The 22,979-nt window shown below is 42.6% G+C and carries 20 protein-coding genes and 1 riboswitch; of the genes, 2 read left to right on the top strand and 18 right to left on the bottom strand.

Annotated features, from left to right (window positions below; genetic code table 11):
* Nucleotides 1–55 precede the first annotated feature (55 nt).
* On the top strand, nt 56–1,186 hold the full coding sequence (locus ACTJJQ_RS11600; protein WP_156060316.1) for a 2-methylaconitate cis-trans isomerase PrpF family protein: 1,131 nt from the start codon (nt 56–58) through the stop codon (nt 1,184–1,186).
* 123 nt (nt 1,187–1,309) lie between these two features.
* On the opposite strand, the gene ACTJJQ_RS11595 is transcribed toward ACTJJQ_RS11600, so the two are convergent.
* From ACTJJQ_RS11595 to ACTJJQ_RS11575, 5 genes are all read right to left on the bottom strand, one after another.
* Entirely contained in the window at nt 1,310–2,026 is a 717-nt protein-coding gene (locus ACTJJQ_RS11595; RefSeq protein ID WP_135226591.1) for a biotin--[acetyl-CoA-carboxylase] ligase, read from the bottom strand.
* A 72-nt stretch (nt 2,027–2,098) separates the two neighbouring features.
* A complete protein-coding gene (locus tag ACTJJQ_RS11590) occupies nt 2,099–2,557 on the bottom strand; it encodes an acyl-CoA thioesterase (RefSeq protein WP_007501614.1) in 459 nt (152 codons plus the stop codon).
* A gap of 122 nt (nt 2,558–2,679) precedes the next feature.
* Nucleotides 2,680–3,444: a succinate dehydrogenase iron-sulfur subunit gene (gene sdhB / locus ACTJJQ_RS11585; RefSeq protein ID WP_017358239.1), complete on the bottom strand. Its 765-nt coding sequence runs from the start codon at nt 3,442–3,444 to the stop codon at nt 2,680–2,682.
* A 1-nt stretch (nt 3,445) separates the two neighbouring features.
* Entirely contained in the window at nt 3,446–5,206 is a 1,761-nt protein-coding gene (gene sdhA / locus ACTJJQ_RS11580) for a succinate dehydrogenase flavoprotein subunit (RefSeq protein WP_008345971.1), read from the bottom strand.
* Between the two features lie 37 nt (nt 5,207–5,243).
* Nucleotides 5,244–5,852 (bottom strand): succinate dehydrogenase cytochrome b558 subunit, encoded by a 609-nt coding sequence (locus ACTJJQ_RS11575; RefSeq protein WP_007501622.1) that lies wholly within the window; start codon nt 5,850–5,852, stop codon nt 5,244–5,246.
* 283 nt (nt 5,853–6,135) lie between these two features.
* On the opposite strand from ACTJJQ_RS11575, the gene ACTJJQ_RS11570 reads away from it, so the two are divergent.
* Nucleotides 6,136–6,579 (top strand): YslB family protein, encoded by a 444-nt coding sequence (locus ACTJJQ_RS11570; RefSeq protein WP_019744096.1) that lies wholly within the window; start codon nt 6,136–6,138, stop codon nt 6,577–6,579.
* A 374-nt stretch (nt 6,580–6,953) separates the two neighbouring features.
* On the opposite strand, the gene ACTJJQ_RS11565 is transcribed toward ACTJJQ_RS11570, so the two are convergent.
* From ACTJJQ_RS11565 to polX, 13 genes are all read right to left on the bottom strand, one after another.
* Nucleotides 6,954–8,189 carry an aspartate kinase gene (locus ACTJJQ_RS11565; RefSeq protein WP_206114005.1) on the bottom strand — a complete coding sequence of 412 codons (1,236 nt, stop codon included), beginning with the start codon at nt 8,187–8,189 and terminating at the stop codon, nt 6,954–6,956.
* A 131-nt stretch (nt 8,190–8,320) separates the two neighbouring features.
* Nucleotides 8,321–8,498: riboswitch (Lysine riboswitch) on the bottom strand.
* Between the two features lie 61 nt (nt 8,499–8,559).
* A complete protein-coding gene (gene uvrC / locus ACTJJQ_RS11560; RefSeq protein WP_046344170.1) occupies nt 8,560–10,332 on the bottom strand; it encodes an excinuclease ABC subunit UvrC in 1,773 nt (590 codons plus the stop codon).
* 140 nt (nt 10,333–10,472) lie between these two features.
* The gene (gene trxA, locus ACTJJQ_RS11555; RefSeq protein ID WP_007501629.1) at nt 10,473–10,787 is read right to left on the bottom strand and encodes a thioredoxin; all 315 of its coding nucleotides are present in this window, start codon (nt 10,785–10,787) and stop codon (nt 10,473–10,475) included.
* Between the two features lie 246 nt (nt 10,788–11,033).
* Nucleotides 11,034–12,512, bottom strand: coding sequence for an alpha-N-arabinofuranosidase (locus tag ACTJJQ_RS11550; RefSeq protein ID WP_440600216.1), 1,479 nt, complete (start codon nt 12,510–12,512; stop codon nt 11,034–11,036).
* Nucleotides 12,513–12,586: 74 nt separating this feature from the next.
* On the bottom strand, nt 12,587–13,564 hold the full coding sequence (locus tag ACTJJQ_RS11545; RefSeq protein WP_017358243.1) for an electron transfer flavoprotein subunit alpha/FixB family protein: 978 nt from the start codon (nt 13,562–13,564) through the stop codon (nt 12,587–12,589).
* A gap of 44 nt (nt 13,565–13,608) precedes the next feature.
* Nucleotides 13,609–14,382, bottom strand: a complete 774-nt coding sequence (locus ACTJJQ_RS11540) for an electron transfer flavoprotein subunit beta/FixA family protein (protein WP_052321056.1) — start codon at nt 14,380–14,382, stop codon at nt 13,609–13,611.
* 31 nt (nt 14,383–14,413) lie between these two features.
* Entirely contained in the window at nt 14,414–15,193 is a 780-nt protein-coding gene (locus tag ACTJJQ_RS11535; RefSeq protein ID WP_017358245.1) for an enoyl-CoA hydratase, read from the bottom strand.
* Nucleotides 15,194–15,218: 25 nt separating this feature from the next.
* The gene (locus ACTJJQ_RS11530; protein WP_017367816.1) at nt 15,219–15,803 is read right to left on the bottom strand and encodes a TetR/AcrR family transcriptional regulator; all 585 of its coding nucleotides are present in this window, start codon (nt 15,801–15,803) and stop codon (nt 15,219–15,221) included.
* 174 nt (nt 15,804–15,977) lie between these two features.
* A complete protein-coding gene (locus tag ACTJJQ_RS11525) occupies nt 15,978–17,687 on the bottom strand; it encodes an AMP-binding protein (RefSeq protein WP_035391186.1) in 1,710 nt (569 codons plus the stop codon).
* A 100-nt stretch (nt 17,688–17,787) separates the two neighbouring features.
* Nucleotides 17,788–18,243: an Imm63 family immunity protein gene (locus tag ACTJJQ_RS11520; protein WP_236809999.1), complete on the bottom strand. Its 456-nt coding sequence runs from the start codon at nt 18,241–18,243 to the stop codon at nt 17,788–17,790.
* A gap of 162 nt (nt 18,244–18,405) precedes the next feature.
* The gene (locus ACTJJQ_RS11515; RefSeq protein ID WP_007501637.1) at nt 18,406–18,810 is read right to left on the bottom strand and encodes a DUF350 domain-containing protein; all 405 of its coding nucleotides are present in this window, start codon (nt 18,808–18,810) and stop codon (nt 18,406–18,408) included.
* Nucleotides 18,811–18,824: 14 nt separating this feature from the next.
* Complete coding sequence (locus tag ACTJJQ_RS11510; RefSeq protein ID WP_281201256.1) at nt 18,825–21,182, bottom strand: endonuclease MutS2; 2,358 nt, start codon at nt 21,180–21,182, stop codon at nt 18,825–18,827.
* 21 nt (nt 21,183–21,203) lie between these two features.
* Entirely contained in the window at nt 21,204–22,916 is a 1,713-nt protein-coding gene (gene polX, locus ACTJJQ_RS11505; protein WP_368774594.1) for a DNA polymerase/3'-5' exonuclease PolX, read from the bottom strand.
* Nucleotides 22,917–22,979: the final 63 nt, after the last annotated feature.

Raw genomic sequence — 22,979 nt, 5'->3', positions numbered from 1 at the left:
ATACTTTACCATTTTGATTAGATAAATAGTAACTAAACAATTGAGGGTGAGAGCAATGAGAAAAGTTCCAATCACAATCATGCGAGGCGGTACAAGCAAAGGGGTCTTCATTCAAGCCAATGATGCACCATATGAACACGATGAGCTCGAAGCATTTCTATTAGACATTATGGGCAGCCCTGACCGGCTGCAAGTTGATGGAATCGGGGGCGGTAATTCTTTAACAAGTAAGGTGGCCATTATCGATAAAGCCACTCGTCCAGATGTGGATGTGAACTATACGTTTGCACAAGTCAGCATCAATGAAAGATTTGTCGACTTTAAAGGAAACTGCGGGAATATCTCATCAGCGGTTGGGCCGTATGCCATCATTAAAGGGCTTGTCCAAGCAGTTGAGCCTGTCACAACAGTACGTATTCTGAATACCAACACGAATAAAATCATTGTGGCAGAGGTAGAAGTCGAGAACGGAGAAGTAAAATTTGAAGGACAGGCAGAAATTCCAGGAGTGAAAGGAACAGGTTCTCCCATTTATTTATCCTTTGAGAAACCTGAAGGCGCTGTCACAGGTAAAACCTTTCCGACTGGAAACAAAATGGATACGATCCAGACAAAGTTTGGAGAGATTCCGATCTCAATCGTTGACATTGCAAATCCAATCGCCTTTGTCCGTGCCAAAGATATTCAATTAAAAGGAACTGAATTGCCTGAGGAGTTTACAGACGAATTGCTGGATGATTTAGAAGAGATTCGTTCCGTCGCTGCTGAAATGTGTCACTTCGCACCAAAAGAACTGGCTACATTACAGTCTCCAGCTGTTCCAAAGCTTGCAATTATTAGCGAGCCTGCTGATTATGTAGATACAAATGGAATATTGAGAAGAGCAGCAGATATGGACATCATCGTTCGAATGCTATCGATGCAAAGACCGCACCAAGCACTTGCCATTACCGGATCTGTCTGTGTGTCAGCCAGCTGTTTCATGGATCAAACGCTTCCGGCACAGCTTTTTCAAGGTCAAGATGATACACTTCGAATTGGTCATCCTGCTGGTATTATGCAAACTGAAATTGATATCTCACAAAACAGAGTGAAAGTCATTCGAACCGCAAGAGAAATCCTAGATGGAGTGGTCTTTACAAAAAAAGACTACATGGTTCAACCTCAAATAAAAAGAGAAGCATAAATGAGACGTCATCATGTCGACAAAGAGCTAAAATGAACTGATTTTAGCTCTTTGTCTTTTTTTCAGTGTGAAAATCTTAAAGCAACTCCGTTCTAACACCGAATAATCGAACGAGAAATTGGGCTACTTGGGCGGTGCATCAATATCTCCTGCTGAATGGGCTTTTATATGTCCTTGATCATCTTTTAACTGAATATGACCATATCGGTTCACACCACAGCAAATCCCTTCCTGCCATGTTTGCTTTTCACGATCTAATGAAATACGAAGCGGTTGATTTAGCCGATATAATCGTTTGTTATAAAGGGCAGTGAGGGCTTCAAATCCTTCCATTTGCCAGCGTGCATGGTATTTTTCAAAGGCCGCTGCCAAATCTTTCACTAGCTGGTCCGCTTTCACCTCAGTCAGTTCTGATAGGCAAACGGTTTTATACGGAACGCGCTCCGGCTTTGTCTCTACATTGATGCCCACACCGATGTAAATGGCGCTCCGGTCTGCTTCAATTAATGTGCCAGATACTTTCGCTTCATTAATCAATAGATCATTTGGCCATTTGATCGCCAGTTGATCCTCTGCTCTCATGAGTGGTTTGAGTACATCATAAATGGCAAGTGCCGTCAGCGGGGCAATCGTTGATTGGGTGGAGATATCTACTGGCGGTTTTACTGTCATCGTGACAGCTACATTCCCTGTAGGCGTTTCCCACGGTCTGCCAAGCCTGCCTCTCCCTGCTGTCTGCTGCCGGGCATATACAGCAAATGAAGGGGTTTCTCCTTGCTGAATAAGCCTTTTCGCTTCATTATTTGTACTATCAATGGTGTCGTATTGAAAAATCTTCATGTGCTCTCCTTTTGTTTCTTCTTCATTATGATTCTTTTATTATAACAAAATGAAACATGTGACCGTGATTCTTTAATGTCGCTGGGCCTGAAAAGTCTCTTTTTCCTCTTCTGTAAACGGTACAGGGGCACCGGTGTCTTTACTTATTTGCACCATCGTGACTGAGCCTGTAAAACACGGTTCTTGCTGTTCATTCTCTCCTAAATAATGAAGGATGAGAGAGCTTGATCCAACCTTTTCTGGCTTTACATACACACGCAGCCTCTCACCGATTTCCACTTGCTTGATGTAATCACATTGAAGGTTTGCCACGACCGTAATCGTCTCTCTCGCTCGCTTCATTCGTTTATCTACAATTCCCGTTTTTTGAAAGAAGGCAATCCGTGCCTCTTCAAAATACACAAACGGGGTGACATTGTTCATGTGACCAAACATATCCGTTTCTGAAAAACGGACGGTTGTTTCCACATAAAAACGAAACGATGCCCTCCACTCTTCAAACGGCTCTTCAATATATGACGGCAGCCTCATTTGATCCACTCCTTATTCGCAAACAAAATGCCTCTCCCGTATTGGAAGAGGCGTTTGTTATGTTTTGCATCCAGCCTCTTGTAAACACTCATCATGATTGGCAAGGAGGACTGAATGTGATGTTATTCTGCGTGATCGCTTCCGAAGAAGTTACGGAAAGCTTGTAAAGTTGTATCTCGGTTAAGTGCTGCAATTGATGTTGTGAGCGGGATTCCTTTCGGACAAGCCTGCACACAGTTTTGAGAGTTCCCGCAGTTTGCAAGACCGCCATCACCCATAATTTCTTCTAAACGGTCAGACTTATTCATTGCACCTGTCGGATGTGCGTTAAATAGACGAACTTGTGAAAGCGGTGCAGGGCCCATAAAGGAAGACTTATCATTCACGTTTGGACAAGCTTCAAGGCAGACACCACATGTCATACACTTTGAAAGCTCATACGCCCATTGACGCTTTTTCTCAGGCATTCTTGGTCCAGGTCCAAGATCATATGTGCCATCGATTGGCACCCATGCTTTGACTTTTTTCAATGAATTGAACATACGGCTTCGATCAACCTGCAAGTCTCTCACAACCGGGAACGTTTTCATCGGCTGAAGACGAATCGGCTGATCTAACTGATCGATCAGTGCTGTACAAGACTGGCGAGGCTTTCCATTAATGACCATAGAACAAGCGCCGCATACTTCTTCAAGACAGTTCATGTCCCAGTTGATCGCCGTTGTTTTTTCACCTTTTTTATTGACCGGGTTACGTCTGATTTCCATGAGTGCGGAAATGACGTTCATATTCGGACGGTAAGGGATTTCGAATTCCTCATCATAAGGCTTGCCATCTGCTGTATCTTGACGTGTGATAATAAATTGAATCGTGTTTTTTTCACTCATCTTATTTCTCCACCTTTTTCTTCGAGTAATCTCGTTTACGAGGTGCAATTAACGATACATCGACGTCCTCATAGTGGAATGCAGGTTTTTGGTTTTTCCCTTTGAACGTAGCCATCGTTGTTTTTAGGAATTCTTCATCGTTTCTTTCTGGGAATTCCGGTTTATAGTGTGCGCCTCGGCTTTCATTCCGGTTGTAAGCCCCAATCGTAATCACACGTGCCAGCTGAAGCATGTTGTCAAGCTGACGCGTGAAGGCAGCGCCTTGGTTGCTCCATGAAGCTGTATCGTTGATGTTAATATGCTTATAGCGCTCCATCAGTTCTTCAATCTTCTGATCTGTTTTTAAGAGCTTCTCGTTGTAACGAACCACTGTCACGTTGTCCGTCATCCATTCTCCAAGCTCTTTATGAAGCACATATGCATTTTCTGTGCCATCCATGCTAAGGATGTTGTCCCATTTCTCCTGCTCTTTCTTCACGGCACTGTCGAATGTTGCAGATGATAAATCTTCTGCAGACTTTTCAAGACCGCTAATGTATTTCACAGCATTTGGTCCAGCAACCATTCCACCGTAAATCGCAGAAAGCAATGAGTTTGCACCAAGTCTGTTTCCGCCGTGCATAGAGTAATCACATTCTCCTGCAGCAAACAAGCCTTTGATATTCGTCATTTGATCATAATCAACCCATAATCCGCCCATTGAATAATGAACAGCCGGGAAAATTTTCATCGGAAGCTTACGCGGGTCATCACCCATGAATTTTTCATAGATTTCAATGATTCCACCAAGCTTAATATCAAGCTCTTTTGGATCTTTGTGAGAAAGATCTAGGTACACCATGTTCTCTCCGTTGATGCCAAGCTTTTGCTCAACACATACGTCGAAAATTTCACGCGTTGCAATGTCACGCGGTACAAGGTTCCCGTATGCTGGGTACTTTTCTTCAAGGAAGTACCAAGGTTTTCCGTCTTTATATGTCCAAACACGTCCACCTTCACCACGAGCTGATTCACTCATGAGACGCAGCTTGTCATCTCCTGGGATCGCTGTTGGGTGAATTTGAATGAATTCTCCATTAGCATAATGAGCACCTTGCTGATAAACGATCGATGCAGCTGATCCGGTATTAATCATGGAGTTCGTTGATTTACCGAATACGATACCAGGGCCGCCTGTTGCCATGATGACAGCATCTGAACGGAAGGATTCGATTTCCATTGTCGTCAAGTTCTGTGCGACAATGCCTCGGCATACTTCTTCGTCATCTAAGACAGCGCCAAGGAATTCCCAGCCTTCATATTTCGTCACAAGCCCCGCTACTTCATAGCGGCGAACCTGCTCATCTAGTGCGTATAATAACTGCTGACCTGTTGTCGCACCAGCAAATGCTGTACGGTGGTGCTGTGTTCCCCCGAAACGGCGGAAGTCCAGTAATCCTTCTGGTGTTCTGTTAAACATTACACCCATACGATCAAGTAAGTGGATAATGGACGGCGCTGCTTCACACATTGCCTTTACTGGCGGCTGATTAGCTAAAAAGTCTCCGCCATATACCGTGTCATCAAAATGCTCGTAAGGTGAATCTCCTTCACCTTTTGTATTGACCGCTCCGTTAATTCCGCCCTGTGCACAAACAGAATGCGAACGTTTTACAGGTACGATTGAAAATAGTTTAACAGCTGTTCCCGCTTCTGCTGCTTTGATAGTTGCCATGAGACCAGCTAAGCCGCCTCCGACAACGATGATGCTAGAATTACTCATTGTAGCCCCTCTCCCTCTTCTACTAATCTATTTCCTCTTAAACAAAAGCGAAAATTGCTCTTAGCCCTACATATGAAAGCGCTATAAATATACCTAATGTCACATATGTGGAGATTCTTTGTGAGCGTGGTGAAACTGTAATTCCCCAGCTGACAGCAAATGACCACAAGCCATTAGCAAAGTGGAAAATAGTAGATAAAACGCCGACAATATAGAAACCTAGCATAAATGGAGAGCTTAAAATATTCGCCATCATGTCATAGTTTACTTCAGCTCCAAGCTGCGCTTGAATGCGTGTTTCCCATACGTGCCAAGTGACAAAAATCAATGTGATGATACCTGTAATCCGTTGCAGTCTGAACAACCAGTTTCTTAAGTAACTGAAGCGAGACGTGTTGTTTTGTGCCGTAAAGGCTATGTACACCCCATAAACAGCATGATAGATCAGTGGTAAGAAAATCACGAACAGCTCAAGTGCATATCTGAATGGAAGCTGTTCCATAAAGTGTGCAGCTTTGTTAAACGCCTCTGGTCCATTCGTCGCAAAGTGGTTAATCACTAAGTGCTGTACTAAAAATAGACCGACCGGAATGACGCCAAGCAAAGAATGCAATCTCCGATAAAAAAATTCTTTGTTCCCCGACATTACTTTACCCCCTAGTAAAAAAAGTGCAATTGCTTGAAAATTGTCTTACCCCCGCTTCTTTCAATTGTAAGCACTTTATTCAAATTTATTGACAATTTCATTTTACTCCTATGTCAAAAAAGCGTCAAGAAACCGCGTACATAAATTAAAATTTTCCGAAATTTAAAAGTTTTAAATCAAAATTCGTTTTACTACAATAAGAATTTCTTAGACTTCAGGGAAAACTCTGTCATCATATGCCCACATAAGCTATAATAAATTGTTGAAAGAGGGGAGCCATACAATGAATAAATTCGAATCTAACTTAGAACAGCTAAAAGAAATTGAAATCAATGGATTTGCCTACGAGCTGATACGCGAAGTTCTGCTGCCTGACATTCTTGGTCAGGATCATTCATCTATGATGTATTTTGCGGGTAAGCTACTTGCTCGTAAATTTCCTCAAGAGTCATGGGAGAAGATCCCCGAATTTTTCCATGATGCCGGATGGGGAACTCTCACGATGGTCCATTCTAAAAAACAGGAAATTGAGTTTGAGCTCGAAGGTCCACTTGTATCGAATCGACTCAGCTATCAAAAGGAGCCATGCTTTCAAATGGAAGCAGGTTTTATTGCTGAACAGATTCAGCTGCTCAATGAGCACGTGGCTGAATCCTATGAACAAGTAAAAAAGCGTGCTGATAAAGTCATTTTGACCGTTAAATGGGATTTAAGAGACCCTAGCTAACACTGCACCTGAAAGGCGAGGACTTCGTGTCACGCCTTTTTTATATGCCCTTCTATCATAGCACACTTGGGGTACCGGTTTACGCATGTTTTTCTTTCTTCATATGCTGATGATTTCCAATATAAAAAAGAGGTGTATCTTTTTATGGGATACACCTTTCAGATTGTTGACAAAGGGCTAAAATGAACTTGATTTTAGCCCTTTGTCTTCTTTTCAGCGTGATAGAAAACCTTTGCAGTCTAGGAAAGACGAGTACTGGAGCGGAGCGAATTTGACATTCGTGAGCACCAGTACGCAGGACTGACAAAGAATGCGAGGGTTTGGCTACACGCTGAGAGGTGTATCTTTTTATGGGATACACCTCTTTTGAAGATTTAAGAATGAGCAGCGGCGCTCACCTTTGATAATTCAAACGCATCATGAAGGGCTTCTACAGCTTTCACCATATCTTCACGATCAACGACTGTTGAGACTTTGATCTCAGACGTACTGACCATTTTCACTTGAATGTCTTTTTGAGCTAACACAGCGAACATTTCAGCCGCAACGCCTGGGTTTGAGACCATACCAGAGCCAACGATAGATACTTTGGCTAATTTGCTTTCTGTCTCGATCTGCTCATAGCCAAGCGCTCCTTTATATTCTTCTAATACTTCAACTGTTTTAGTCAAATCATCCGTTTTCACAGAGAAAGAGATGGAGGTCTGATTGGTGCTTGTGACAGACTGAATAATGATATCAACATTGATATTTTGCTTTGCAAGTGTCGTAAAAATAGTCGATAGCGTTGTTAAACCGCTTGAAAGGCCACATACCGTCACGCGTGTCATCTGATCTTCAAATGCAATGCCTCTTACAACTAAATTTTGTTCCATGGATGATTCCTCCTCAATTAACGTACCCGATTCATTTTCAATACTAGAACGGACTTCTAGTGGGATTTGATAATTTTTCGCAAATTCGACCGCTCTCGGATGCAGCACACCTGCTCCTAAATTGGCTAACTCAAGCATTTCATCGTATGAAATTCCTGCAAGTTTTCGCGCAGACGGCACATAACGAGGATCTGTTGTAAACACACCTGGTACGTCCGTATAAATATCACATTTGTCCGCTTTGAGTGCCGCAGCTAGTGCCACTGCTGTCGTATCTGATCCACCACGCCCAAGTGTTGTAATATGTAGATCATCCGCAATTCCTTGGAAACCTGCTACAACGACGACTTTTCCCGCACTCAGTTCTTCTTTGATTCTTACTTCATCGATGTCCACGATTCTTGCATTTCCGTGCACCTTCTCTGTTTTCATCCCAGCTTGCCAGCCTGTAAAGGAAATGGCATCATAGCCTTTTGCTTGCAGTGCCATGGCCAGTAACGAAATGGTCACTTGTTCTCCAGTCGTGAGCAGCATATCCATTTCTCTTTTGCTTGGTTCGTCTGTGAGTTCTTTCGCTAAATCTACTAAAACATCCGTTGATTTGCCCATCGCAGACACAACCACGACCACATCATTTCCTGCCTCGCGTTCAGCGATGACTCTCTCTGCGGCATTGCGAATTTTTTCTGTCGATCCAACAGATGTTCCACCAAATTTTTGTACAATTAGTCCCATGTCTACCACCCTTTTTCAAAAGATCACGTGTGAGAGAAGAGGCTGCGGAGATTGCTCTCTGCACTGCAAATAAAAAAGCAATGAGAGAACAAATCTCCCATTGCTTTAAAATCATCATCAAACGATGCAAACAATGAGATAGCCCTCCAAGAAATACATTCTTGACAGCCCTACATTTCTTCAATGTACAGCCAGCGAATAAAATGAGTGGATTTTATTCACTTCGGCGACGCTCCCCTTTCAGCCCTCTTCCTAGATCCCCTCGATCTCTGAAGGCTTACTCTTGAAGTTCGCACCTCTATCTTCAACAAACAACACGTTCATTTATTAAATTAGTCACATCTTAACAGACTTTTGGAAAAAGTACAATCTATTTTTTTAATGCCTCCATTAAAAGTTCAGCCGTTTGTTTCGGAATACCAGCGTCCTGAAAATCCTGGATAGAGGCTTCTTTCATCTTTTTCACAGAGCCAAAATGTTTAAGCAACTGCTTTTTACGCTTTTCCCCGATACCTGGGACATCGTCTAGAATAGACTGAAAAGCATTCTTCCCTCGCAGCTGCCGGTGAAAACTAATCGCAAACCGGTGCACTTCATCTTGAATACGCTGCAATAAATAAAAGGCCTGACTATTTCGTTCGAGCGCAACAATTTCAAGCGTATCACCCATCATCAGATTCGATGTCCTGTGTTTTTCATCTTTCACTAGACCTGCCACAGGAACAGACAGATTTAATTCATTTTCGAGCACATCTATGGCTGCGTTGATTTGTCCTTTTCCTCCGTCGATTAAAATCAAGTCAGGAAGCGGCAGTTCATCTTTTAACACACGGGTATACCGCCTTCTAATGACTTCACGCATGGAAGCATAATCATCGGGTCCCTCAACGGTTTTAATTTTGTATTTTCGGTATTCTTTTTTATACGGCTTCCCGTCTTGGAAGACAACCATAGCGGATACGGGGTCTGCTCCTTGAATATTGGAGTTATCAAATGCCTCAATCCGGTATGGCATATAAATATTAAGTGCATCTCCAAGCTGCTTCACTGCACCAATCGTCCGTTCTTCATCACGCTCTATAAGCGAAAACTTTTCTTTGAGAGCAATTTTGGCGTTTTGGTGGGCAAGTAAAAGCAAATCCTTTTTCTTTCCTTTTTTCGGCTGATGAACATTCGTTTCAAGCAATTGCTCAATCAGCTCCTGATCGACGCTGTCTGGTACCAAAATTTCCTTCGGCAAAAAGTGGTTGTTTTTTTCATAAAACTGCCCCATAAACGTGAGAAATTCTTCCTCAGGGTCTTGATACATCGGAAATAGGCTGACATCACGTTCGATTAATTTCCCCTGTCTGATGAAGAAAACTTGGACACACATCCAGCCCTTATCATAAGCATAGGCAAATACATCACGATCGGATAAGTCACTCATCGTCATCTTTTGCTTTTCCATCGTTGAGTCAATGTATGCGATTTGATCTCTCAGCTCTTTTGCCCGCTCAAATTCTAATTGTTCGGCCGCTTCTTGCATCTTTTCTGTTAATTCTTTCTTAATTTGCTGATGACCTCCGTTTAGAAATCTTGTGATTTCATCGACGAGCTGTTTATTCGTTTCTTCAGAAATGTCATACACACACGGAGCAAGACATTGTCCAAGATGATAATAAAGACAGACTCGGTCAGGGAGTGTTGCACATTTTCTAAGTGGATATAAACGGTCGAGCAGCTTTTTCGTTTCTCTTGCTGCTTGTACGTTCGGATATGGACCGAAGTATTTCCCTTTATCCTTTTTCACATTGCGGGTGACAATCAGCTTAGGGTGACGTTCATTCGTAATTTTAATAAAAGGGTACGTTTTGTCATCCTTGAGCATGACATTGTATTTCGGGTCATATTTTTTGATTAAATTCAGCTCTAAAATAAGTGCCTCAATATTTGAAGAGGTGACAATGTATTCAAAGTCTTCGATTTCACTGACAAGCCGCTGCGTTTTGGCATCATGAGATCCTGTAAAATAAGAGCGGACCCTATTTTTTAATACCTTTGCCTTTCCCACATAAATGATCGTATTTTGTCTATCTTTCATTAAGTAACAGCCTGGTTGATCAGGTAAGACTGACAGCTTTTCTTTGATCAATTTGTTCATATTTTCATCCGTCCTTGTTTTCCTCGTTCACTCCTTCTAGTGTATCACGAACATTTGTTTTATACCACGATGAAAGAAAAGCGGCTCTCGACTATACGAGAACCGCTTTTTGAGATCATGCCACGCGGGCATAGATCGGTTTATAGATGTTTGTTTACAAGCTCAGCTAGTGCTTCTTTTGGTTTGAAACCAACAGACGTTTCGACGACTTCACCGTCTTTTAAAACAAGAAGTGTTGGGATACTCATAACGCCATATTTACCAGCAGTTTCTTGGTTATCATCCACATCAATTTTTACAATTTTCATTTTATCGCCCATTTCTTGATCAAGTTCTTCAAGAACTGGAGCAATCATTTTACAAGGTCCGCACCAAGGTGCCCAAAAATCTGCAAGAACAACACCTTCTGCAGTTTCTTGTGAAAATGTTGCGTCAGTAGCTTTTACGATTGCCATTATTCATTCCTCCAATGTAAATTATGCTTTTTAGTATAGCATCTACCAATGTGACTTGCGAATGAAATGCTTACGAATCATTTTTTATGAAATGAATTAAAAAACAAACCGTATAATCGCACCAATAACAACAATCGCACCAATGATCATCAGAATGGTTCTAAGCATATGACATAACTCCCTTTCCGCTTCATTTACAATGTATGATGCCCCAACATTCTTCTCATCAAACATTGAAATATGCGATCAAGCCAGATCGACGGTCAACATGACAACCGACATAGGCGGCAGATCAATAGTCAGCTCGCCGTGCTTAACAGCAAATTGTCGAAAGTCCGCAGGCTGAACAGAATGAGGATCATCGAACGTGTTGTGTGCATTCATCCGATCAGCAGTCAGCACACGGCCAGTGACCTTCGTTTTTGCATCGATTCCCTCTATCGCAAGAGATACGTCTGCTTTTTCATGGGGATTCACATGACATAAACTAATATGCATCTTGTCAGATGACCGCGAGGCTGACACACTGACTTGAGGAATTTTTTCACCCCGGCGTTCATACGAAGGCGCATTCAATTCTACTTCAAGCGCTTCTTCTTCTTGATGCACTTGAAACATGTGAAATACATGATAGGTAGGTGTCAGGAGCATCTTTTCGTCCTGCGTTAACACCATCGCTTGCAACACATTGACGGTCTGGGCAATATTCGCCATATGAATCCGCTGGCAATGGCGATGAAAAATATGAAAATGCAAGGCACAGACTAGAGCATCTCTTAATGTGTTTTGCTGATACAAAAACCCTGGATTTGTCCCCGGTTCTGGATCATACCATGTCCCCCATTCATCAATAATCATCCCGATTCGCTTGTCTGGGTCATAACGATCCATGATCTCTCCGTGTTCCACAACAAGCCGCTCCATTTCAGACGCCTTTTTCAGCGTTGTAAACCACTCATCCTCATCAAAATCGGTCGCTGACCCTTTCTTCTCCCATGTTCCTGGGACCGTATAGTAATGCAAACTGAGCCCATCCATCCAAGGCGCTGCACGCTCCATTAATACTTTTGTCCAATTCACATCATTTGAATTCGCACCGCATGCGATTTTGTAAATGTGCTGACCAGCAAATTCTCTCACATACGTTTGGTAGCGTTTATATAAGTCTGCATAATACTCTGGCGTCATATTTCCACCACATCCCCAGCTTTCATTGCCTACACCAACATACGTCAGCTCCCACGGTTCTTGTTTTCCATTTTGAATCCGCCAATCCGACATAGGTGTCCCCTTAGGAAATGTGATATATTCAATCCATTCTGCTAATTCTTGAACAGAGCCGCTTCCAACGTTTCCACAAATATAAGGCTCACATTCAAGTAATTCACACAGTCTCATAAATTCATGTGTACCAAACGCATTTGATTCAACGGTGCCACCCCAATGAGTATTCACCATCGGCTTTCGTTCACTCAGATCACCGACGCCATTTGCCCAATGATACTCGTCTGCAAAACAGCCGCCCGGCCACCTCAGCACCAGGATATGTAAGGCTTGAAGTGCCTTTAGTACATCGGTACGTATCCCCTCAATATGGTCAATCGATGAGTCTTTCCCTACCCAAATGCCGTCATAAATTCCTCTTCCTAAATGCTCTTGAAAGTGTCCATAGATGTGTTTAGAAATGCGTCCAATCACTTCATTGACTTTTACTGTTCCATTCACTTGTAAACCGCTCCTTTGTTTCGTGATGACATAAAAAAAACCCAGAATACCTAGGCATTCTGAGTGTATGAGCGTTAAGAATGGATATTCATCTTTTTTAACTCTTCATTTAAAAGCGGAACGACTTCGAATAAGTCACCGACAATTCCGTAATCGGCAATTTTGAAGATTTCAGCTTCTGGGTCTTTGTTGATCGCAACAATGACTTTACTGTTGGACATACCGGCTAAATGCTGAATAGCTCCTGAAATCCCGCAGGCAATGTAAAGGTCAGGTGTGACCACTTTACCGGTTTGACCAATTTGCAGGGCATAATCGCAGTAGTCAGCGTCACATGCACCACGCGAGGCACCGACTGCTGCGCCAAGCGTTTGGGCAAGTTCTTTCAGCGGTTCAAAGCCTTCTTTGCTCTTGACCCCCCTGCCTCCTGCAACAATGACCTTCGCTTCAGATAAATCTACACCTTCTGATGTTTTTTTAATGACTTCCTTCACGATCGTTCTTAGGTTTTGAATATCGACAGAAACTGGCGTCACTTCTCCGCTGCGTGACGCATCACGCTCCAGCGGTGCCACGTTGTTTGGACGGATAGTAGCCAAAAGCAGACGATCTGTTGAAATGACTTTTTCAAAAGCTTTTCCTGAATAAATCGGTCTAGTGAAAACAAGATGTTCACCGGTAACGCTTACATCTATTGCATCTGAAATTAAGCCTGTTTGCAGGCGTGCAGCTATTTTTGGTGACAAGTCTTTTCCGATCGATGTATGACCGAAGAGCACTGCATCAGGATTGACTTGATCTAATATTGCTTGAAGCGCCTGCGCAAAACCATCAGACGTATAATAAGAAAGATGCGGGTGCTCGACGATCATCACATGATCCGCTCCATAATAAAGCAGTTCATCCGCTTGGTCTTTGACGTGATCCCCTATTAAAACGCCAATCACTTCACCGCCATCAGCCACCTCGTGAGCGGCAGCAATCGCTTCAAATGTCACATTTCTTAATTTACCGTCACGACTTTCTCCAAGTACAACAACTTTTTTACTCATCCTTTAAGCTCCCCCTTGTTCTCGTGGTATCGTAAAGTGGATGTTTAGATGACTTTTGCTTCATTTCTTAGCAGGTCTGTCAGTTCCTTGACCTGATCCTGAAGCTCGCCGCTCAGCACCTTGCCACCCTCTTTTTTCTCCGGTAAGAAACGTTCGATTGTTTTGATTTTAAATGGCACATCGTCTTCATCTAGATCTAGATCGTCTAATTCTAATTCTTCTAAAGGCTTTTTCTTTGCCTTCATGATGCCTGGTAACGATGGATAACGAGGCTCATTGAGACCTTGCTGCGCGGTGACCACTAGTGGGAGCTCGGCAGAAATCACTTCCACATCCCCCTCTGCATCTCGCTCAATTGAAGCAGTGCCGCCGTCGATTTGAATACTTGTAATGGTTGTGACATATGGAAAACCGAGTAATTCAGCAAGACGCGGGGCCACCTGTCCAGACCCGCCGTCAATCGCTACATTCCCTGCTAAGATCAAGGATGCTTCTTTATCTTTGAAATAGTGATATAGAATCGTAGAAGCGGAAAATTGATCCCACTCCTCCAAATCATCTTCAACATTTAATAAAACGGCTTGATCGCAGCCCATTGCAAGTGCTGTTCTAAGCTGCTTCTCCGCATCTTCATTGCCAACTGTCACGACCGTTACTTCTCCCCCGTGCTCATCCCGAAGCTGAATCGCTTCTTCAATTGCGTACTCATCATAAGGATTAATAATGAACTCTGCCCCATCTTCTTGAATAGCACCAGACTGAATAGAGATTTTCTCTTCCGTGTCAAACGTACGCTTCATTAAAACAAAAATATTCATTCATTTCTCCCCCTTGTGTCGTACTAATCCCTTATTCCCCTTTAAAATTCGGTTTACGCTTTTCAATAAAAGCTTGGATGCCTTCTTTGGCATCATTCGACTGGAACACCTCAGCAAACTTTTTGGCTTCCAGCTTCATTCCGCCATCATATGAGTACACTTTTGTCGCATTCAATAACTCAAGCACATACTCAAGCGTTTTAGGGCTTTTCGCTGCAAATTTCGCCGCCAATGTTTTCGCTGTTTCCAGCGCTTCTTCCTCTGTTTCCGCAAGTTTTGAAACAAGTCCGCAGGCAAATGCTTCTTCTCCTGTAATTGGCTCAGCTGTTCCCATCATTTCAAGTGCTTTAGCTGATCCAACGTAGCGAGGCAGGCGCTGCGTTCCGCCGAATCCTGGGATAATACCGAGATTTAATTCCGGCAGTCCCAGCTTTGCATCTTTTGTTGCGATTCGAATATCACACGACATCGCCAGCTCAAGCCCGCCGCCTAATGCTGCCCCGTGAATGGAAGCAATCACCGGTTTTGGACATTGTTCAATTCGTTCAAACACTTGCTGTCCTCTGTCTGCAAGGCTGGCATAATCAGATTCTTCCTGCAAGGTCGTAAATTCTTTAATATCAGCACCTGCTGAGAAAAATCTACCTTCTCCATGAATGACAATAGCTCTCACTTCACTGTTTTGTTCAAGCTGATCAAACATGTCATTGAGTTCAGTGAGAAGCTGAGAGGATAAGGCATTTGCAGGTGGGTGTTGAATCGTGATGAGTGCTGTCTGTTCGTCTTGGTGTAAGCTAAGTATTTTTTCCATGTCAATCATCCTTTTTCAATTGTCTTTAAGATTGATGTATTCCGTTTAAGAGAAGATCATGTACACTTTCTGCGAGTGCAGGCAGGTCATACTTTTGATCATTCATGACCCATGTTGTAGCGGTTTCATCAATCGTCCCAAATACCATTTGTCTCGCTAAGCGGACATCTAGATTTTGTCTAAATTCTCCGGTCTTCTTTCCTTCGGTTAAAATGGAGTCGAGCATATTTAAATACCCTTTCAGCACCTCATTGATTTTTTGGCGCAGTTCAAGGTTTGACTGCCTGAGTTCAAGCTGTGTCACAAGGGCCAAATGATGGTCTTGCGATAGCAGGCGAAAGTGTTCTCGAATGAGGAGAAGAAGCTTTTCTTTGGCAGACGGTTTCTTTTGAATATCGTTTTCCATCCGTTCGATGAATTGTCCCATTTTTTCTTTGAACAATGAGATCAAAATGTCCTCTTTGTTTTTGAAATAGAGATAAATGGTTCCGTCTGCTACCCCTGCTTGTTTGGCAATCTTTGAAACTTGTGATTGATGGTAGCCGTTCTCTGCAATCACCACAACGGCTGCATCAATAATTTGCATGTACTTCGGTCTTTTCTGCTTCAATGTGCTTCGTCCCTTTCTAAATTGAATGAGCATTCATTCATAACTTTATGTTAAAAAGAAACGAGTGATTTGTCAAGTGATGTTCTTCTTTCTTTTCAACCTTTAGCATACCAGAGCAGACACGTACAATTCAAATCATCCGGCCGCTTGACCGGATGATGCTGGTTCATTCTCTCATCGATCGACTGGTTCTTCTGTTGAAGATGATTGCTTTCTTTTTTCTTCTTCAATTAACACTCTGCGCAAGATTTTCCCTACAGCCGTTTTAGGCAGTGATTCCTTAAATTCGTAGACACGCGGCACTTTAAATGAGGCAATTCTTGTTCTAACAAAACGATCCAGTTCATCCTCTGTTACATAGGCATCCTTCTTCGGGACAACAAAGGCTTTTACTGTTTCCCCTCTATACGGATCTGGAATACCCGCCACAACAACTTCTTGTACAAGCTCATGCTCATAAAGGGCTTCTTCAACCTCTCTTGGGTAAATATTATAGCCACTCGCTATGATGACATCTTTTTTCCGGTCTACGATATAGAAAAAACCATCCTCATCCATATACCCAATGTCTCCTGTAAAAAACCAGCCGTCTCTTAACACTGCCGCTGTCTCATCCGGCTGATTCCAGTACCCTTTCATGATTTGAGGACCTTTGACGATAATCTCTCCGTGCTCATATGGCGCTTTGAGTCCACCCGTTTCTTCACAATAAATACCGGCATCCGTATTCGGCCAAGGGCACCCGATACTTCCTATTTTGTTCGCTCCCCATAAGAAATTGGCATGAGTGACAGGAGAAGTTTCTGAAAGTCCATACCCTTCTACAAGCCTTCCTCCTGTTAGTTTTTCAAAACTCTGTTTGACTTCAACAGGAAGAGCGGCCGATCCGCTTAAGCATGCCGTGATGGATGATAGGTCATACTTCTCAATATTCGGATGATGAAGCAGGGCAATATACATCGTTGGTGCTCCTGGGAACAGCGTCGGTTTCTGTTTTTCAATAGTCTTCAAGGCATCCGCTGCATCAAAACGCGGAAGAAGAATCATTTGATGACCTTCTTTGACTGCAAGGTTTAGCACGGTCGTCATGCCGTATACATGAAAGAACGGAATGATCCCTAGAATCCGTTCTTTTCCACGGTTCGTTTTATACATCCAGGATGCACACATTTCTGTATTGGCTACTATATTTTCGTGTGTGAGCATGACTCCTTTTGGTAAACCGGTCGTTCCGCCTGTATATTGCAAAACTGCGACATCCTCTTTCGGTTGAAAGGATATTTGCGGAATCTGTTCTCCTGACGACTCTTTCATGATCTGTGAGAAATGATGAATGGAATCACTCTTCTCCACTTGGATGACCATGTTGTTTTTCCTTCGCTGGACAATCGGAAACAATATGTTTTTCGGAAATGGCAAGTAATCTTGTAATTTTGTGATGATCAAATGTTCCATACTTGTCAGCGCTTTCATTTTATAGGCCTTTGGATACAGTAGATCGAGAGTGATCAGCACCTTAGAGCCGCTGTCCTCCATTTGATATTCCAGTTCTTTCTCCGTATAAAGCGGATTGGTTTGAACGACAATGCCGCCTGCTATTAAAACCGCATAATAAGAAATCACCGATTGCGGGCAGTTTGGCAGCATAATCGCTACTCTGTCGCCTTTTTTGACACCGATGTCAATCAAGTGACTGGCTAATTTCAGCGCATCTTCTTGTAACTGCTGGTAGGTGATGTTTTTTCCTAAAAAATGAATGGCTGTATGCTCAGGTGCTGCCTCTGCGGAGCTGAATAAGTAAGATTGCAATGTTTCATTTGGGATGGTGAGTTCGTGGGGAATTTGATTCGGGTAATGCAGAAGCCATCGTTTATCTGACTGCATAAAAACCCTCCTTCCTGAACTTTCGTACTATTTTATTATAGCAAACTTTTCCTTATGGCAGTTTGCTTTTTTCAAATCGAGCTCGTTCTATGGCACATCTTCATTTTTTCGCCGGTGTTTCTATAGAGGCTCTTTTCCCTTCATGATGCCACTTTTCGTATAATCCACCGATCACACGAAATGACTCATGGACTCTCTCCACGATCTGTTTATGGATACTAGGGTCATTAGGTAAATGTGTGTGGATATTGTCCACTTGATATTGTCTCATCATGTCTAGATACACAGTTAGAAAGATGGTGTCTTCTAAAATCCAATAAACGACTTCATCCGCCTCTTTTGTTCTTTTATGAAGCACTTTAATCCCTCGTTCATATTGAATAAGAATATAGCCGACTGGATCAATTTCAATATAGGGGCTCAAATCATCAAAAAAACCAGTCGTTTGAAAAGGACGTGCAATATACGGTTCATATATGTCTTGGGGAAGAGATGTCTTTTTGAGACAAGTGTCAATGCGCTTTATGAGTTCGTCTTTTTGCAAGATTTGATTCATCCTGATTCGCCGCCTTTGATGAGTGAAAAGCTGTCAAGGTTTTCCCTGACAGCTTTCTAGAATGTATTCTTCATTTTACAGGAACATGTAAACGGCACCAATAACCGCAAAAGTGCAGGCAACTACAATTAATACTTTGGCTATTTTTTCCATGTCGTCTCCTTAAATGCCGGCTGCTACTACATAAGACAGCCCAACAGAAATAATGAGTGAAATAAACCCGACCGCTCTATTATCATTCTCAATCTCTTTGTCTACTTTAAATCGTGGTGTTAAAAATTCAAAAATGAAATAGCTGACGAGCAGCATCACAAAGCCGTATACGCCCCATCCGACCATTTGAAGAAGCGAGTTGTGCTGGGCGATGGAATGCTGAAAGACATTGGCAATCCCAAAAATCTTCCCGCCGGTTGCCATAGCAACAGCTAAGTTCCCCCGCTGAATCTCTTCCCAGTTTTTATAGGAGGTCACGAGTTCAAATATGGTTAGAAATAAGACAAGACATAGGACGGCCACGCTGTAATAGGCGGCAATTTCCACAAGTTCATTTTCCCAAAAGGCTTTCATGCGTTTTCTCCTTTTTACTTTAATTCGACGATGGTGACGCCTGATCCTCCCTCGCCTTGTTCTCCAAAACGAGCATTTTTTACACTACGGTGCTGTTTTAATAATTCCTGGACCCCTTTTCTCAAGGCGCCAGTGCCTTTACCGTGAATGATCGACACACGCGGATAGCCAGCTAAGACGGCATCATCTAAGTATTTCTCGACTCTGCTTAAGGCATTCTCATAACGCTCTCCTCTTAAATCAAGCTCAAGTGATACATGATAGTCTTTTCCTTTGACCGCCGTGATGGCTTTCTCTTGCTTAAATTCCGGTGCTGATTTGATAAATTCCATATCTTTTTCTTTTACTTTCATTTTCAGAATGCCCATTTGGACACTCCATTCTTTGTTACCCGTTTGTTCGATGAGCGTTCCTTTTTGGCCAAACGTCAGCACTTTGACTTCATCGCCTGGCTTTAGCTGTCTTGCTGCTTTTTTCACCGGCTCTGGTTTTTTCTTACGGTCAAACTCAGGGACAGCTTCTTCAAGACGCTTTCTCGCATCAATGAGTTCATGTTCTTTGAATGAACGATGCTCACTTTTAATGGACCGAAGCTCTTGAATAATCTCTTCTGCTTCTTTTGTTGCTTGTTCAATCTTTTCTGCCGCTTTTTGTTCAGCTTCTTCCAGCAGTTTGTCCTTTTGTTCATTCCATTCAAGGATTTGTTTTTGCAATTCTTTATGGAGCTTCTCTGCTTCTTTTCTATAGAATTCCGTCTCATGCAGTTCTTCTTCTGCTTGTTTTTTGCTGTCTTCTAATGAAGCAATCATCTGATCGACTTCATTATGTTCCGCATGCATATCTGCTTTTGCACGGTCAATTAAATGATGAGGCAATCCTAGACGCTTGGAAATTTCAAATGCATTACTTCGTCCCGGCACCCCGATGAGCAAGCGATATGTAGGGGATAAGGTTTCAATATCAAACTCTACACTCGCATTTGTGACGCCTTCTCGGTTATATCCGTATGCCTTCAGCTCAGGATAGTGAGTCGTTGCGATGACGCGCGCATTTGTTTGATGAACTTCATCTAAGATGCTCATCGCAAGTGCTGCACCTTCAGCAGGATCTGTCCCCGCACCTAATTCATCAAATAACACGAGTGAATTAGACGTTAAATGCTTTAAGATATCCACAATATTGACCATATGAGATGAGAATGTACTCAAGCTCTGTTCAATAGACTGCTCGTCTCCAATATCAGCAAAGACTTGATCGAATACAGCCACTTCTGATCCTTCTTCGACTGGAATATGAAGACCTGCCTGCGTCATCAGCGTAAGAAGTCCAAGTGTTTTTAAAGTGACGGTCTTACCGCCTGTATTTGGACCCGTGATGACGATCGTAGAAAAATCTTTGCCTAGCTCAATATCATTTGCCACAACCTGATCTCGGGGCAATAGGGGATGTCTTGCCCGTTTTAAATAAATCTCCCCTTGGTTATTCACAGTAGGTTTTGTGGCTTTTTCTGCTTTTGCATATTTGGCTTTGGCGAAAATAAAATCTAATGTCTGAAGTTCATTCACATTATGAAGCAATTCATCAATGTGCTCTGACACACTCGCTGTCAGCATTTGCAAAATCTTTTCAATCTCTTGCTTTTCTTTTAGGCGAGTTTGCTGCAAGGTGTTATTTAAATCCACGACCACTTGCGGCTCAATAAAAAGAGTTGCGCCTGAAGAAGATTGATCGTGAACAATCCCTCCATAATTCGAGCGGTACTCTTGTTTTACGGGAATGACAAACCGATCATTACGAATGGTCACAATGGTGTCTGACAGCATTTTCGAGGCAGATTGTGAACGAATCATTGATTCTAATTTATCTCGTACTTTTGATTCTAGTGATCGTAACTGCGTTCGTATGGTGCGGAGTGCAGACGTTGCGTGATCAAGCACTTCTCCATTGTCACCAATACAGCTTTCGATTTCTTTTCTCACGTCTGGCAGTAAAATCAGCGATTCTGCATATGTATGAAGACGGGGTATCTCTACTCCGTCCTCATACATAGAGGTGAGAAAGTGCTTCATGTTTTTTGTGGTATATAACAGCGCCGCAATTTCCATCAGCTCAGCAGGGCTTAATATACTGCCTATTTCTGCTCGTTTGACGCCTCGTCTAATATCCGTTAACCCGCCAAACGGCGCAGATCCTTTTAAACGAATCACATCTTGCGCTTCTGCTACCTCTTCTAGCAGATGCTGAATGCTCTCGATATCTGTGAGTGGTATTAAGTCCTGCGCTTTTTCTTTCCCTAAAGTCGAAGCAGTATAGGACATGACTTTTTCTTTTACTTTATGAAATTCTAATGATGCTAACACTTTTTGTTGCAGCATGGTCCAGCCTCCTAACGACTACCTGTCACGCGTTAAAAACTTTTTCATCTCATTGAGTGAAAATGTATTCACGACATTTGCTTTTGGTGTCCAGCCCTTTCTTGCAGCTGTGACACCGACGTCCATATGATCGAGCATGGCGATGTTGTGTGCATCTGTGTTGATCATGATGTTCACACCCGCTTCGTTTGCTTTCATTAAATGCTCTGTTTTTAAATCAAGTCTTGACGGGTTGCTGTTGAGTTCCAGTGCAGTGCCCGTTTTTTTCGCAAGCTCTATGAGCTGATCAATATTTAAAGCATAGCCGTCTCGTCTACCGATCAAACGGCCAGTTGGATGGGCAATTAAATCCACATGCTGATTATTCAAGGCATTTTCTAGGCGCTCCATGATGACTTCCTCCGGCTGAGAGAAGCTAGAATGAATAGACGCAATGACAAAATCCATGTCTGCTAGAAAGTCATCATCATAATCTAACGATCCATCCGGCAGAATATCCATTTCGACCCCTTTGAAAATGTGAAAATGTTCGAATTCTTGATTCAGCTTGTCAATTTCTTTTGCTTGCAAACGCAAACGTTCTTTTGTTAAACCGTTTGCTACTTTTAAATATTGTGAGTGGTCTGTAATGGCCATGTATTCATAGCCTTTTGCGATACATGCCTCTGCCATTTCGCGAATAGAAAAGGCGCCATCACTCCATGTCGAGTGCATATGAAGATCGCCTTTGATATCTTTTCGTTCTACAAATTGCATACTTTCTTTATACGAATCAATCTCTGCTCCGGTTTCACGAATTTCTGGCGGAATGAGCGGAAGTTGGAAATGTGCATAAAAAGCACTTTCGTCTTCAAATGTTTTCACATCCCCAGTTTCGATCGTTTCAACCCCATATTCACTAATACGCTCACCGCGTTCCTTCGCAAGCTGTCTCATACGAATGTTATGATCTTTTGAGCCAGTGAAATGGTGCAGCGTTGTTGCAAATTGGTCTGTTGTCACAAGCCGGAAATCTACACTGATTTCAAAATCAAGTGCAAGAATGACCGATACCTTCGTATCACCGCTCGCAATGACATCTTTGACATCATCAAGAGCAACAAGCTGCTTTCTCACTTGTTCAGGGTTATCAGTCGCAATGATGTAATCTAAATCTTTAACCGTTTCACGCGCACGTCTTAAACTGCCCGCTCTTGAAAAACGGATGATTCCCTCCATCTGTTCCAGCGCATCATCAATTCGCTCTGCCACATCTAATGCAAAGCCAATTGGCAGTCGTTCTGGCTGCTTTCCTGCCTCCTCAAGAGCGGCAAGAATCTTTTCTTCTGTTTTTTTGCCAAACCCAGCAAGCGTTTGTACTTTTTCCGCTTCACATGCTTCTTTTAAAGACTGTGCATCGTGAACACCAAGCTCTTGGTAGAGCTTAGCAATCTTCTTCCCGCCGAGTCCTTGCAATTTTAAGAGCGGGACAAGTCCTTCAGGCACTTCTTTTTTTAATTGTTCGAGTGTTTCAGACTGTCCTTTTTCGATATACTCTGTGATCACAGCAAAGGTTCCTTTTCCAATGCCGGGTAATGCTAATAGGTCATCTATTTGAGAAAGACTGCGGTCATCTTGTTCCAGTGCCGCAGCTGCTTTACGAAAGGCAGAAATTTTAAAAGGATTGTCTCCTTTTAGCTCCATATAGACTGCAATTGTTTCAAGAAGTTTGATAATATCTTTTTTATTCATCTCTCATCCTCCAGCTGCTTTGGCATCTTCCTATATAAATATACAAACTTTCCCTTCATCCGA

The organism is Bacillus sp. 22483, assembly GCF_052044605.1.
GTDB lineage: Bacteria > Bacillota > Bacilli > Bacillales > Bacillaceae > Bacillus > Bacillus altitudinis.
Note: the sequence above shows the minus strand (reverse complement) of the source record. Positions and strands in the feature narration are given on the sequence as shown.